Source organism: Rhizobacter sp. (assembly GCA_021153565.1).
Taxonomy (GTDB): domain Bacteria; phylum Pseudomonadota; class Gammaproteobacteria; order Burkholderiales; family Burkholderiaceae_C; genus Albitalea.
In genome coordinates, this window is sequence record JAJKJU010000104.1 from 1 (window position 1) to 13,849 (window position 13,849).

Genomic DNA, 13,849 nt, shown 5'->3' on the forward strand with positions numbered 1-13,849 from the left:
CATCGCCATCGCCATCGCCATCGCCATCGCCAGCAACTGCACCTGCACCTGCACCTGCACCTGCACCTGCACCTGCACCTGCGCCAGCGCCAGCACCAGCGCCAGCGCCGGCCCAAGTCGAGAAGCCGGCCTCGCGCGCCGAGGCTGCGCGCTTCTTGACGCAGGCCACGTTCGGCCCGACCGATGCAGAGGTCGACCGTGTGATGTCGGTCGGCTACTCGGCCTGGATCGACGAGCAGTTCGCGAAGCCCGCGTCCAGTAATCTGGCACTCTGGGATGCGAAGGCCACGGCGAACAATGCGACCGTCAACGCGGCCCAGGACGGCACGACCCACGCGTTCTGGCGCAACGCGATCAGCGGCGACGACCAGTTGCGCCAGCGCGTCGCGTATTCGCTGTCGCAGATCTTCGTGATCTCGATGCAGGACGCAAACGTCGACGCGCGTGGGGCCGCGGGCTTCCTCGACATGCTTGGCGACAAGGGCCTGGGCAACTACCGCGACCTGATCCAGGCGGTCTCCAAGCATCCGGTGATGTTGGCCTACCTGACGGCGCTGAGAAACCAGAAGGCCGATCCGACCACCGGCCGCGTGCCGGACGAGAACTACGCCCGCGAGGTGATGCAGCTGATGTCGATCGGCCTGAACATGCTCAACGCCGACGGCAGCAAGCAGCTCAATGCCGGCCAGCCGATCGACAGCTACGGCCAGGCCGACATCAGCGGGATGGCACGCGTCTTCACCGGCTGGAGCTACGCCTGCCCCGCCTGGCCGGACAGCAGCTGCTTTTTCCTTGGCGAGAAGGCGGGCGTCGGCGATCCCGACCGCCGCATCAAGCCAGTGCTCGGCTATCCGCAGTACCACAGCACCGAGGAGAAGAAGTTCCTCGGCGTGACGATCCCCGCCCAGGGCACGGGCGACCCTGATGCGAGCCTGAAGGTCGCGCTCGACACGCTGTACAAGCACCAGAACGTCGGCCCGTTCATCGGCCGGCAGTTGATCCAGCGGCTGGTCATGAGCAACCCGAGCCCGGCCTACGTCGCCGCGGTGTCGGCGCGGTTCGCCAACAACGGCGCCGGCGTGCGCGGCGACATGAAGGCGGTCGTCAAGGCCGTGCTGATGAACCCCGAGGCGCGCCAGATGACGACGAGCTCCGGAAAGCTGCGCGAGCCGGTGCTGAAGCTCTCTGCCTTCCTGCGCGCGTTCGCGTTCAAATCGGACACCGGCGACTATCGCGTCGGCAGCACCGACGACGCCGCCTTCACTCTCGGCCAGTCGCCGCTTCGCTCACCGACGGTCTTCAACTTCTATCGTCCGGGCTACGTGCCGCCGGGCACAGGGGCGGCGAAAGCGGGCCTGGCCGTGCCCGAGATGCAGCTGGCCAGCGAGACCAGTACCGCAGGCTACGTCAACTACATGCTCTACAACGTGACGGATGGCGTCGGCATCTTCAACACCAGCGTCAACGGCACGACGCTGAACCGCCGCGACCTGCAGCCCGACTACAGCGCCGAGCTCGCGCTCGCCGACAACAGCCCGGCCCTCGTCGATCGCCTGAACGACCACCTGATGTACGGCTCGATGCCGGCCGCGCTGAAGACCTTGATCAGCCGCGCCGTCGACACGTTCGTGATCCCAGCGCTGAAGACCGACAAGTCGAACCAGGCCGACGTCAACAACGCGAAGCGGGACCGCGTGCGCACGGCGATTTTCCTGACCGTCGTGTCACCCGAGTTCCAGGTGCAGCGCTGAACGCAACTACGTATCGAGTCCACCATGATTGACCACCAACTGTCCCGACGTCTCTTCCTGCGCAACTTCGGTGTGCTGTCCGCCGCCGGCGCAGCCGCCGCGCCGCTCGCGCTGAACATGGCTGCAATCGGCTCGGCCGCCGCGCAATCGGCCAGCGACTACAAGGCGCTCGTCTGCATCTTCCTGTTCGGCGGCAACGACTCGCTGAACACGATCCTGCCGACCGACTCCGCCTCGTGGGCCAACTACACGGCGGTGCGCACCCAGGCGCCCGATTCGATTGCACTGATGGCGCCTGGTATCGCGGCGGTCGGCGGGGCTGCGGCCGGCTCGCCGGCACGGCTCGGCGGCGTGCTGCCGATCACGCCGGCCACCGCGCGCACGGCGCCTGGCGGCGGCACGCAGACGTTCGCGCTGCATCCGCTGCTGGGCTCGCTGCAGACAATGTTCAACACCGACAAGCGGCTCGCGATCATCTCCAACGTCGGCCCACTGGTCGAGCCGCTGACCAAGGACACGTACAACAACGGCAAGGGCCGCCGGCCCGCGATGCTGTTCTCGCACAACGACCAGACGAACACCTGGATGTCCTCCAAGCCCGAAGGCGCGACGGTCGGCTGGGGCGGCCGGATCGGCGATCTGATGATGTCGCAGAACAGCCGCTCGATCTTCACGTCGATCTCGACCGCAGGCAACGCGGTGTGGCTGACGGGGCAGAGCGTCCAGCAGTACCAGGTCAGCGCGAACGGCGCGATCCGCATGGGCGCGCTCGACAACGGCCGGATTCTCGGCTCGCTCGACGTGACCACGGCGATGCAGCAGATCGTCTCCGCGACGCGTGGCGGCCACGTCTTCGAGGCCGATCTCGCGGCGGTCGCCGCGAGATCGATCGACGCCGAGACGATGCTGCGAAGTGCGTTGAAGGCGCCGAGCGATCCGCTGTTCGGCACGGCGCCCGCAAGCGGCAACTACAACGCCAGTGCCGACCCGAAGCTGCAGTACGACAACCCGCTGACCGGCGCGAAGTCGTTCAGCGCCCTCGCGCAGCAGCTGCAGATGGTCGCGCGGATGATCGATGCGAGCAGCGCAGCCGGCATCGGCGCCAAGCGCCAGGTGTTCTTCGTCAGCCTCGGCGGCTTCGACATGCACGACAACGAGAACCGCAGCCACGCCGACCTGATGGCGCGCCTGGCGCACGCGATGCGCTACTTCGACACCACGCTCGGCGCGATGGGCGCGCGGAGCAAGGTCACGACGTTCACGGCAAGCGACTTCGGGCGCACGTTCACCAGCAACGGCGACGGCACTGACCATGGTTGGGGTGGGCACCACTTCGTGATGGGTGGCGCAGTCAAGGGCGGAGACATCTACGGCAAGGTCCCGGTGCTGGGCGCGAAGAACGCGAACAACAACGAGTTCGACAGCAGCCCGAACCAGATCGGCAACGGCAGCCTGCTCCCCGACACCTCGGTCGATCAGTTCGGCGCGACGCTGGCGCGCTGGTTCGGCGTGTCGGACACCGATGCGCTGACGGTCTTCCCGAACCTCGTGAACTTCGACTCGAGCGTGCGCAACCTCGGCTTCATTGGCTGATACGACGGGTCGCCGCGACACGTCGTCGCTGTCCCGAGGTTCAGACCGGCGCGACTGGCACGCGCGCCGGTACTGGATTGCTTCGGCGGGGTGAGCGGTGGTGATGGCCGCGGCGCCATCGAGATCGGGCGATCGTGCGGGCGGCGCGCAAGGCGCGGTGAAAGCCTCGTGCCGACTACCCGAGCCGAGGGCGGCGGTCTGCAGGAATCTGGCGCTCGCGTTGTCGAGCGAACAGTGCACCTCGAGCGCGTCACCGGACAGCGCTGCGTTGGTCACACCTTGTCCGCCAGCGCCCGATCGCGAGCGGCAGCCATGCGCGCTGCAGCGGGGGCGCTCGTGCCGCCATCGGGCACTGCGGACAAGACCTCGGGCGCGACGGCCGGGCCCTCGACCTGCACGTCAATGCGGTCCAGCAGGGGCCCGCGCCAATTGGTGTCATGCCCGCGTTCATTGGATTTCTCGGCCATGACCCAAAGCCTGAACCCATGACCCTGGGAGAACGCATGTGGGCGTATCGAAGACGGCATGGACTCTCGACCAAGGCAGCAGCGGAGCGACTGGGCGTCGATGAAGGGACGTGGGGTGCTTGGGAGCGGACGGGGATTCCTTGCGGGACGCAACTTCACATCAGTGGAATCGCACCCTGATTCGTGGCCTTGCGCGGCAAAGAGCGCTGCAAGCGATTGCCGACATAACGGCTCACCACCCGTTTCCCACCATTCACCAGCCTGATTCGGCAACTCACGAGGTTGTGGGCTGCCAACGCACCCGGCGATCAATAGCATTCGCGCCACAACAACTGCTCAGGGAGCCTGTCTTGGATCGCAGAAAATTTTCTTTGCTCGCCGCCACTGCATTCGGCGCACCCCTTGCCACGCTCAGCGCTTGCGGAGGTGGCAGCGACGCGGCAACCGACGGCGTGAGGCAGGCCGAGACCACGCGCGTTGGCGTCGAGTCGGCCACCTCGCCCACGCTCAAGAAATGGCACGCCACGCCCAACCCCACCGGCCTGCGCGTGGGCTTCTGGGAAAACTTCGACCGCCAGGACTTGACGCTGTCCTCGATGGGGCGGCGGCCCAGCAGCCGTGTCGGCTTCAACGGCTGGGACGATCTTGAATCGCCCAAGGGCGTTTACTCGGATCCCCCGAGTGCACCCTACGCCAATGCGCATCGCTACGGCGAATCCATCCTCGGGGCGATCAACATCTGCTTCAGGATTCCGAGCCGATACCCCAACGACATCTCTGACCCGGTCACCATCGCGGCGGCAGAAAACTTTCTTGCCCATCACGTCGATTGGCTGCTTCGCACTTTCGGCTCGCTGGTGCTGACGATCGACTACGAGATCGTTTCGAACTACCTGCTGAAAGACCAACCCGATCAAGCGACCGTGGAAAGGCGCGCCAACGATTGGCAGAACTGGTACGTCAACCATGCAGTGCCTACTGCGCGCCGGGTGGCGCTTGGGCTGAACATGCAAGACAAGCTGAAGCTGCAGCCCATCTTCAACGGCAACCCCTTGGCCGACGGGCATCCGGTGGCGAACAATGCAGTGGTGAAGGAAGCTCTGCGCAAGGTGGTTGCCGCTTCGGACTATCTCGCCCTGGACACCTACTTCAGCGACATGACGCTCAATGCGGCCGACCCGGCGCGCACGATCGACACGATCAAGTTCTGGTACGAGACCTACGCCAAGCCCAACCACAAGGAAGTGGTCGTCACCGAGAACGGGTTCTCGAGCATCACGGAAATCTACCCCGGCATCACACGCAAGCAGCGTGACGGCAAATACACAGGCACCGAGGCGCAGCAGGCCGCGTACTTCTCGGCGCTGTTCAAGCGACTGATGGAAGAGAACCGCGCCGGCGGAGTCTTTGAGAACAAGCTGCGCGGTTTTCATGTCTGGTCCATCGTCGACAATAACCGGCAGGCGCTGGACGACGGCGCGCGCTATCTCGGCCTGCACCGTCTTGCGGTGGATACGCCACCCACGCCGAAGCCTGCTGCCAAGGTGGTGAAGGACGCCATCTCGCTTATCGAGAATGACCCCTTCCACCAACCTGCCGTGCTCGCAGAGATTGACGGCACCAACCTGTGGGGCAAGCTGCACCGGGGACTGACCGCCGTGAACCTGAGTTACGCCGAAGGCGACGACCACGACTTCCTGCGCTATGTGGACACCGGGCCCGGTTCGCGCAAGACGCCGAGGCTGAAGGTGACAGTCGCCCAGAACGGCAATCTGCTGCTGCGTGTCAACGATGCATGGCAGCTGGCGGCCGACCCGGCGCCATTGCCGAACGGGACCTTCAGGTTCGATGTCGACATCTCGGCCGGCTACCTCATGAGCGGTAGCAATACCATTGACGTCTACGCCACCGGGCAGGTCTTCCCGGTACTGCAACAGATTCAACTTCTCGACATTGTCTACATCTGATCCTTCGCCCGCGCCTGTCGGGCACGCGGTGGCCCTCGCGCCGCTCATGCTTGGCATGGCGGCGCTGGTGGTGGTGCTCGTTACGCGCAATCCGCGTGTTGCCTTCGGGCAGGCCTTGCCCACCGTGTTGGCGATGCTGATGGCCGGGGGCGCCACGGCCTCCGTCTTGGTGCGCCGTGCCGCTCACCCGGTGTGGGTGATGTTGTTGCCGGCGTTCGCGGCATGGCTTGCCACCATCGGCACCATCGCATTTCTCGCGACGATCCACGGCCGGGCATTCGGCCCGGTGTTCGCGCGGCCAGTGGTCGAGCGCGGACTGATGGGCGCGCCGCTGCTCGGTGCCCTGGTAGGAGCGAGCCTGCTGCTGTTGGAGCGATCCCGGCAACGTGAGCTGGTGGCGTACGCGCGCGAGGCCATGGCGGCAGCAAGTCAACAGCAGTTGCAGCGCGAGAAGATGCAAGCGCAACTGCAACTGCTGCAAGCGCAGGTCGAACCGCATTTTCTATACAACACGCTGGCCAATTTGCGACAGCTCGTGCGACTGGACAGCGAGCGTGCGCTGGCCATGCTCGATCACCTGATCCGCTACTTCAAGCTGGTGCTTCCGAGTTTTCATGTCGAACGGCAGGCCTTGGCCGATGAGCTTGCGCTGGTGCAGACCTACCTCGAACTTCTGCGCGAGCGCATGGACCGGCCCATGCGCTTGTCGATCGATGTGCCGCGGGCGTGGCAGTCTTTGCCGGTTCCGCCCGGCGCGTTGCTGTGCCTTGTCGAGAACGCCGTCAAGCACGGTCGGCCGGACGATGGCTCGGAGCTTCATGTGCGGGTCTCGGCTGGCAGGGACGGCGCGCAATTGCGGCTCGCAGTTCGAGACAACGGCGCCGGGCCAGGACCGGGCGCACGCCCCGGCGGCACGGGGTTGGCCAATTTGAGAGAACGCCTGCGATTGCAATATGGCGACGCGGCCAGTCTGCAACTGCATGCCGCCCGCCCGGGTTGCGAGGCGGTGATTCACCTGCCTGTGGAGGCAACATGAATTCATCTGCGCCCTTGCGCGCAGTCATCGCCGATGACGAACCACTGTTGCGTGCGGAGCTGCGCGAGGCATTGGGCCAAGCCTGGCCTGCGCTGCAGGTGATCGCGGAGGTGAGCGACGGACGTGCCGCGCTCACGGTAGCGCTGGCCCAGCGGCCCGAGGTGATGTTCCTCGACATCAACATGCCGCACCTGGATGGGATGGAGGCTGCGAGGCGATTACGTGAACGTGGTTATGGCGGAGAGATCGTCTTCGTCACGGCCTACGACCAGCATGCGTTGCGCGCGTTCGAGCACCGCGCGGTCGATTACCTGGTCAAGCCGCTGGAGCCGGAGCGACTGGGTGAGACCGTGGCTCGGCTTCAGGCTCGCTTAACCGCTTCGGCCAGCGCGACTGAATGTGCGCCCGGCCTGCCATGGCTGCGCGTGACGCGCGGCAGCCAGACATGGCTGGTGCCCATCGACGACGTGGCGTGCTTTCGGGCGGTGCCGGGCTATACGCAGGTCATCACGCGCGACGCGGAGCACCTGATCGAGGATCCGCTGAAGAACTTGCTGGACCGCCTGGATCCTCAACGGTTCGTGCAGGTGCATCGCGCGTCGATCGTGAATCTGCACTTCGTGGATCACATCCAACGTGATCAAGCGGGGCATTGGGAGGTGACGTTGAAGCACGACCTCGGGCGAGTCGAGGTGAGTCGCACGGGGGCGGAGGCACTGCGAGCGATATAGAGCTCGAAAGAAGGCCACCGACTTGCTGACCTCTTTCGCTGGGGCCCATGGGAAGAGGGTCTTTCCAAACTTCATGACCACCCTGCCCTTCGATAGATCAAATAACAGATCTGCTACGAATTCAAATTCACGATGCCCGACGGCACAGCCGACCCTTCCTTCTTCTGCACCAAGGCGACACCATTCCTCACCGCGATGACCTCGGCCAGGATGGCCACGGCAATCTCCGCGGGCGTCTTGCCGCCCAGATCCAACCCCACCGGACCATGGAGCCGCGCGATCTCCTGCGGCGACAGATCGAACATCGCCAAACGCTCCTTGCGCTTGGCCGTGTTGCCGCGCGAACCGAGCGCGCCGACGTAGAACGCCGGAGACTTCAGCGCCTCCAGCAGCACCATGTCATCGAGCTTCGGATCGTGCGTCACCGCCACCACCGCGCTGTGCGGATCAAGCTGCATCTCGACCACCACGTCGTCAGGCATGCTCTTGCTGAACTGCGTTCCGGGTACGTCCCAGGTCAGGTGGTATTCCTCGCGCGGATCGCAGCAAGTCACCTCGAAGTCCAGCGGCAACGCCATCTGCGCCAGCACCCGTGACAACTGCCCCGCGCCGATGATCAGCATGCGCCAGCGCGGACCAAACACCGCCCGCAAGACCCGGCCATCGAAGCTGAATGACTCGCTGCGATGCGCGGATGAAATCAAGATCTCCCGCGACTGCAGATCGAGCTGCCTTGCCACCAGTTCATGCCGTGCCGTGCGTGCAAGCACCTCGTCGATCCACGCGGTGTCATGCAATGGCTCTTGCACCAGACGCAGGTTGCCACCACAAGGCAGACCGAAGCGTGCCGCCTCTTCCTTCGTCACGCCGTAGGCAATGAGCGAAGGCTCGTCCACTCGCTCCCCATGCCGCACACGATCGATCAAGTCGTCTTCGACGCATCCGCCCGACACCGACCCAACAACGAGACCGTCATCGCGAAGGCACAGCAGCGCACCGGGCGGCCTGGGCGCCGAACCCCAGGTTTCGATCACCGTCACGAGCCACACCTTGCGGCCTTCGGTGAACCAGTCGCGCGCCTGGCTCAATACCTGCAAATCGAGACTGTCCACGAGAGGCTTCCTTGCACTGCAAACTTCAGGAGAAGAGCCTAGCGCGAACCGCGCCCGCTGTCATCGCGTAGAAGCATTGGGGAAGAACAGCTGCTCGCCACCCACCTTGTAAGCCGCAATGGTGCCCTGCCCCGGCGCCGACACCAGCCAATCGGCGAAAGCCTTCGCCCACTCGGTCTTCACATGCGGATGCCTCGCAGGATTGACCACGATGACCCCGTATTGGTTGAAAAGCCGCGTGTCGCCTTCGACCAGCACCGCGAGCCGGCCGCGATTCTTGAAGCTGAGCCAGGTGCCCCGGTCAGTGAGCACATAGGCGTCGGTCGACGAACCCATGTTGAGCGCCGGGCCCATGCCGCATCCGCACTCTTTGTAGCCCGCCCATTTGGCGGCGGGTGCGTCGATGCCCGCGGCTTTCCAGTAGCGCAATTCCGCTGCATGCGTGCCACTCTTGTCGCCGCGAGAGATGAACGATGACTTGCTTGCCGCGAGCTTGCGCATCGCCTCGGCCACGTCGCGGCCCTTGACGCCTGCCGGGTCATCGATCGGGCCGACGATGACGAAATCGTTGAACATCACCGGCAAGCGCTGAAGACCGAAGCCTTCGGCAACGAACTTCTCTTCGGCGGCCTGATCGTGGACGAAGACGACGTCGGCGTCGCCCCGCCGGCCGATGTCCAGGGCCTGTCCTGTCCCGACCGCCACCACCTTGACCGTGATGCCACTGGCTTTGGTGAACGCAGGCAAGAGGTGCGAAAACAGTCCCGACTGTTCGGTGGACGTCGTGGAGGCGACGACGATGCTGCGCTGCTGGGCATGGGCCGCGAATGCGATCACCGCCAACAAAGAAAGCAGCAACATCCGCCGTCCGGCGCGAATCAGACCCATGGCAATTCGCCTTTCAAGAACAGCGTTGCTTCGTCGGGCAGAGGCCCGCTGAAGAAATGTTCGCTCGACACATCGGCCAGCACGCGACCATGTTCGAGGTACAGCACACGGTCGGCGAGGCGCTTGACCTGCCCGAGATTGTGCGAACTCATGATCATCGTGATGCCTTGCGCCGAAAACTCCGCAATGAGGTTTTCGACCTCGCGCTTGGCCGTCGGGTCGAGGCTTGCGGTCGGCTCGTCGAGCAAGAGAACATCAGGCTGCACGGCCCAGGCGCGCGCGAGGGCGGCACGCTGCTGCTGCCCAGCCGACAGCACGCGTGCGATGCGGCCGGCCTCAGCGGCCAGTCCCACGCGTTCGAGCGCACGCATCGCCCGCTCGCGGCGCTGCGCTTTCGGCATGCGCTGCAGAACAAGACCCAGTTCAACGTTCGACAGCGTCGACGTCCGCAGCATGAAGGGGTGCTGGAACACCATGGCGACACGAGGCGATGGCACTTCGCCAACGACACGCCGCCCTGCGGCCAGCGGCACCAGCCCATGCATCGCACGCAGCAAGGTGCTCTTGCCCGAGCCGTTCGCGCCGACGAGTGCAACGCGGTCGCCGCGAGACAGCGCGAAGCTCACGTCCTTCAGCGCAGCGACCGTTCCGAAGTGCACCGACGCCGATTGCAATTCGATCATTGGAGAACTCATGCAACCACACCCCTGCGCTGGTCGCCCGACAGACGCCATCCGCGCAAAGCTCCGATCAGCACATTGAGCAGAAGCACGACAAACAGCAGCACCATGCCAAGTCCGAGCGCAAGAGGCAGGTCGCCCTTGCTGGTCTCGAGCGCGATGGCCGTCGTCATCACCCGCGTGACGCCGGCGATATTGCCGCCTACCATCATCACCGCGCCGACTTCGGAGATCGCCCGCCCGAAGGCCACCAGCGCCACGGTGAGCAAGGCAATGCGCTCGTCCCACGCGATGATCAGCGCGCATTCGAAGGGGCTCGCACCCAGCGAGCGCAGCTGCTCGCCGTGATCGCGCAAGGCGTCCTCGACGGCTTGGCGGGTGAGCGCCGCGACGATGGGCGCCACCAGGAACGACTGCGCAATCACCATCGCCGCGGGCGTGAAGAGAATGCCAAATGATCCGAGCGGTCCGGCTCGCGACAACAGCATGTAAATCACGAGCCCCACCACCACCGACGGCAGCGCGAGCAAGGTGTTGAGCAGCACGATCACGCCCTCACGGCCAGTAAAGCGCCAGACCGCGAGTGCCGCTCCGGCAAAGAGCCCGAACGTCGTCGAGGTGATGGTGGCAGTGGCGCTGACTGCAAAGGACAGACCCACAATGCGCAGGAGTTCCGGGTCGCCACTCGCGACAAGCTCGACGGCTCGGATGGCGCTCTCTGCGAATTCGTTCATCTAGGGGGCGATGCTATCTGCGGTTTCTTCGGTGGTCGAGGCGCAGCAGCGAAGCGGGGGCAAGGTTCGCGCGATCATGGGGCCGCGCAGCTTCTGAACCCACAGAAGAGATCGTCGCGCTCCGGCAGCGCGAACCGCCGAAACTTCGTATGCGCCAGCCGCTTGCGCGTGGCAATGGACGCGCCGCGCAAGACCTTGCAGTGTCCGAAGAACGGTTGCGAATACTCCACCCACGGATCGCGCTCGAAGCCGGGATAGGCGCGGAAGGTGCTCGCCGTCCACTCCCACACCGAACCCCATGCGTAGCCGCGCGAATATGCCTGCGCCGCCGCTTCCCATTCAACTTCGCTGGGCAGGCGTCGCCCTGCCCAGCGGCACCATGCCTCGGCCTCATGCCAGCTCACGTGCGCCACCGGCTGCTGCAAGGAAACGCGCGTCAAGCGACCGAAGCGCTGCTGCATCACGCCCTGGCGCATCTGGTCCACGTGGCGCGGCACGCGACGACCCTGCGCCTTCAGCCACTCGAGGCCGGCCTGCGACCACCACTGCGCCTCGTCGTAGCCACCGTCTTGCACGAACTCGGTGTATTTCGCCCAAGTGACGGGCTGCGCATCGATCTCGAACTCGGGCACGTCGACGTTGTGCGTCCACTTCTCGTTGTCGAAGACGAATCCGCCACGCCGTGACCCCAGCTGCCAGCGCGTGGCCGGAAACAGCAATGGCTCACGCTGCACAGACGAGGTCCAGTCGCGCAGGAGGCCATTGGCACCCGCGATGTTCATCCCCAAGGTCTGCGCCATCTCGGCAAAGACCTCGCCCTGCATGTCTTCATGAAACAGCGCGAGCCGGTAGAAGTAAAGCGTCTCGTCGCCGTCGGCTGCGGATTCCAGCAATTCGAGCGTGATGTCCATCGCGTCCGCGAGGTACTGCTTGGTGGCCGACAGGTCAGGCAGGTCGAGCTGCCAGCGGGCCGCATGCGGCGACAGCGCGGGGTCGTACCAGCGATCGGCATTTGATGAGATCGACGCCAGCCGAGGCACGGTCGGATCACTGTGGGTGCCGCGCTGGCGATGCACGTTGCGTGCGATCCAACGCTCCTGGAACCACCCGATGTGCCCGAGCAGCCACAGCGGCGGGTTGAGTTCGGTCCTGGGCGGCGCGACGAACTGCATTTCGCCAATGGCTTCTTCGTACGCGGAAATCCATCGCAGCGTGTGGTTGCGCGCGTCCATCAAGGCGAGCGAGAGCAGGTCCTTGCCTGCATGGCGCATCTGGAATGAATCAAGGTCTGGCGTGTCGAGAACCACAGCACACTCCAAGGGGGGCCGGCATTGTGGCATCGAAGAACGGGGCAGTCAGCGTGACGCCCGGTCACGTCATGGCCTTCCAGTCATCAGTCCGATCCGTTGTCGACGGGCAGCGATTCGGCCCGCCAGCGGAGCATGCCTCCGGCAAGGTTGGCCACGTCCTTGAAACCTGCCTTCTGCAGCAGCACGGTGGCTTGGGCAGACCGTGCGCCGGAACGGCAGACGGTCACAACCGGTCGGTCTCTTGCGATCTCTTCTGCGCGCGCCGCCAGTTGAGACAGTGGCATGAGGAGCGCCCCGCGGATGTGGCCGAGCGCGTCGGTGAATTCGCGGGTCTCGCGAACATCGATGACCTGGATGTCGTCGGAACGAGTACTGCCGATTCTTTCTGCCAGAGTCGTAGGCTGGATCTCCCACACGCCGCTGAAGGTGCAGGTCAGCGGGGCCCAGGTCGGCTCCAGCAGCGCTGTCGCACTGCCCTCGGGCCGACCGCAGCGAAGATTGGCCGGCACCGCGATGTCCATCAGCTTCGGATGCGGCAGGCCCAAGTTGTTCATGTAGCCCTCGAAGTCCGTGGTGTTGACGCCGCCGCCCAGACGCGGGTTGAAACGTCTTTCCTCCGCCACGCTGGTGACCGTGAGGCCGCGGTAATCGTGCCCGGGATACAGCAGGCATTCAGGCTGCAAGGACAGGATCTGCTCCTGCACGGACCGGTAGAGCAAGCTGGCGCTGCCCTGCTGGAAGTCGGTACGCCCGCAACCGCGGATGAGGAGGCTGTCGCCAGTGAAGGCCATGCTGTAGTCGTCCAGCACGTAGGTGAGGCATCCGCGGGTGTGACCCGGCGTGGCCCGCACTTCGAGGTGACGCTTGCCGAACGAGACGCGATCGCCGTGCTTCAGCAACCGGTCTGCGTTCGCAGCGCCTGAAGCCTCTGCGAGCATGATCTGGCTGCCGCAAGCCTGCTTCAGCAACCAGGCCCCGGTAACGTGGTCGGCATGAACGTGGGTGTCGAGTGTGGCCACCAAACGCAGGTCGAGTTCGCGCAGCAGCGCCGTGTCGCGACGTACGTTCTCAAACACGGGATCGATGATGACTGCCTCACCGGACTGTGAATCGCCGAGCAGGTAGGTGTAGGTCGACGACGTCGGGTCGAACAGTTGGCGCAAGACAAGCATGGCGAAAGCTCCAAACGACGGAAAGATCATTTCAACGGGCGATCGTGGGCCCATTGCCAATTCTCCACGTTAACTTGACCCTGGCTGGCCGATACCAGAACACCGCATCTCACAAAGCGGTTCGCGAGATTGCTTTGAAGTCCTTGCACCACACGTTGCTGCTAATGCTAAGGTCATGTCAGCAATCGCTGCGTCACCGGCGACATCGTGCCTTCCCCGATGTACCTGATCGAGATGTGGGCTGGGGCTGTGTACGCGAATCGAATTTGCCGCTCAACCAGCCTTGGATTCAACGGCCGCAGCCCTCACCCCAACTGAAGTTCAATCGACACGTGCCTCGTGAGATCTGGGGTCCAATTTTTCGAGGACTATCCAGCCCGTCTTTCCCGCGCATGAGCCATCGACCAC

12 protein-coding genes are annotated in these 13,849 nt (G+C 64.7%); 5 read left to right on the forward strand and 7 right to left on the reverse strand.

Annotation, left to right across the window (positions count from 1 at the left end):
• Positions 1 to 155: 155 nt before the first annotated feature.
• The gene (locus AC30NL_RS06340; protein ID WP_489463164.1) at positions 156 to 1,751 is read left to right on the forward strand and encodes a DUF1800 domain-containing protein; all 1,596 of its coding nucleotides are present in this window, start codon (positions 156 to 158) and stop codon (positions 1,749 to 1,751) included.
• A gap of 72 nt (positions 1,752 to 1,823) precedes the next feature.
• Entirely contained in the window at positions 1,824 to 3,344 is a 1,521-nt protein-coding gene (locus AC30NL_RS06345) for a DUF1501 domain-containing protein (RefSeq protein ID WP_489463165.1), read from the forward strand.
• 272 nt (positions 3,345 to 3,616) lie between these two features.
• Here the strand turns inward: AC30NL_RS06345 and AC30NL_RS06350 are convergent, their stop codons facing one another.
• On the reverse strand, positions 3,617 to 3,811 hold the full coding sequence (locus tag AC30NL_RS06350) for a hypothetical protein (RefSeq protein ID WP_489463166.1): 195 nt from the start codon (positions 3,809 to 3,811) through the stop codon (positions 3,617 to 3,619).
• Positions 3,812 to 4,161: 350 nt separating this feature from the next.
• On the opposite strand from AC30NL_RS06350, the gene AC30NL_RS06355 reads away from it, so the two are divergent.
• From AC30NL_RS06355 to AC30NL_RS06365, 3 genes are read left to right on the forward strand one after another with little or no spacing between them, the layout of a single operon-like run.
• On the forward strand, positions 4,162 to 5,778 hold the full coding sequence (locus tag AC30NL_RS06355) for a hypothetical protein (protein ID WP_489463167.1): 1,617 nt from the start codon (positions 4,162 to 4,164) through the stop codon (positions 5,776 to 5,778).
• Positions 5,765 to 6,814, forward strand: a complete 1,050-nt coding sequence (locus AC30NL_RS06360) for a sensor histidine kinase (RefSeq protein WP_489463168.1) — start codon at positions 5,765 to 5,767, stop codon at positions 6,812 to 6,814. The genes AC30NL_RS06355 and AC30NL_RS06360 overlap by 14 nt, the downstream gene beginning before the upstream one ends.
• Positions 6,811 to 7,545: a LytR/AlgR family response regulator transcription factor gene (locus AC30NL_RS06365; protein ID WP_489463169.1), complete on the forward strand. Its 735-nt coding sequence runs from the start codon at positions 6,811 to 6,813 to the stop codon at positions 7,543 to 7,545. The genes AC30NL_RS06360 and AC30NL_RS06365 overlap by 4 nt, the downstream gene beginning before the upstream one ends.
• A gap of 113 nt (positions 7,546 to 7,658) precedes the next feature.
• Here AC30NL_RS06365 and AC30NL_RS06370 read toward each other — a convergent pair whose 3' ends face one another.
• The 6 genes from AC30NL_RS06370 to AC30NL_RS06395 all read right to left on the reverse strand — a co-directional run bounded on the left by AC30NL_RS06370 (position 7,659) and on the right by AC30NL_RS06395 (position 13,441).
• Positions 7,659 to 8,657, reverse strand: coding sequence for an XdhC family protein (locus AC30NL_RS06370; RefSeq protein ID WP_489463170.1), 999 nt, complete (start codon positions 8,655 to 8,657; stop codon positions 7,659 to 7,661).
• A gap of 60 nt (positions 8,658 to 8,717) precedes the next feature.
• On the reverse strand, positions 8,718 to 9,518 hold the full coding sequence (locus tag AC30NL_RS06375) for an ABC transporter substrate-binding protein (protein ID WP_489463175.1): 801 nt from the start codon (positions 9,516 to 9,518) through the stop codon (positions 8,718 to 8,720).
• A gap of 17 nt (positions 9,519 to 9,535) precedes the next feature.
• Positions 9,536 to 10,228 carry an ABC transporter ATP-binding protein gene (locus tag AC30NL_RS06380; protein WP_489463171.1) on the reverse strand — a complete coding sequence of 231 codons (693 nt, stop codon included), beginning with the start codon at positions 10,226 to 10,228 and terminating at the stop codon, positions 9,536 to 9,538.
• Between the two features lie 8 nt (positions 10,229 to 10,236).
• Positions 10,237 to 10,959 carry an ABC transporter permease gene (locus AC30NL_RS06385; RefSeq protein ID WP_489463172.1) on the reverse strand — a complete coding sequence of 241 codons (723 nt, stop codon included), beginning with the start codon at positions 10,957 to 10,959 and terminating at the stop codon, positions 10,237 to 10,239.
• Between the two features lie 74 nt (positions 10,960 to 11,033).
• Positions 11,034 to 12,266 carry a selenoneine synthase SenA gene (gene senA / locus AC30NL_RS06390; RefSeq protein ID WP_489463173.1) on the reverse strand — a complete coding sequence of 411 codons (1,233 nt, stop codon included), beginning with the start codon at positions 12,264 to 12,266 and terminating at the stop codon, positions 11,034 to 11,036.
• Positions 12,267 to 12,352: 86 nt separating this feature from the next.
• Complete coding sequence (locus tag AC30NL_RS06395; RefSeq protein ID WP_489463174.1) at positions 12,353 to 13,441, reverse strand: rhodanese-like domain-containing protein; 1,089 nt, start codon at positions 13,439 to 13,441, stop codon at positions 12,353 to 12,355.
• Positions 13,442 to 13,849 lie beyond the last annotated feature (408 nt).

What these genes read in the sequence shown, in the direction of transcription:
- AC30NL_RS06385 (WP_489463172.1), bottom strand. Translation starts at nt 10,959, where the DNA reads ATGAACGAATTCGCAGAGAGCGCCATCCGAGCCGTCGAGCTTGTCGCG.
- AC30NL_RS06350 (WP_489463166.1), bottom strand. Translation starts at nt 3,811, where the DNA reads ATGGCCGAGAAATCCAATGAACGCGGGCATGACACCAATTGGCGCGGG.
- AC30NL_RS06365 (WP_489463169.1), top strand. Translation starts at nt 6,811, where the DNA reads ATGAATTCATCTGCGCCCTTGCGCGCAGTCATCGCCGATGACGAACCA.
- AC30NL_RS06395 (WP_489463174.1), bottom strand. Translation starts at nt 13,441, where the DNA reads ATGCTTGTCTTGCGCCAACTGTTCGACCCGACGTCGTCGACCTACACC.
- AC30NL_RS06375 (WP_489463175.1), bottom strand. Translation starts at nt 9,518, where the DNA reads ATGTTGCTGCTTTCTTTGTTGGCGGTGATCGCATTCGCGGCCCATGCC.
- AC30NL_RS06380 (WP_489463171.1), bottom strand. Translation starts at nt 10,228, where the DNA reads ATGATCGAATTGCAATCGGCGTCGGTGCACTTCGGAACGGTCGCTGCG.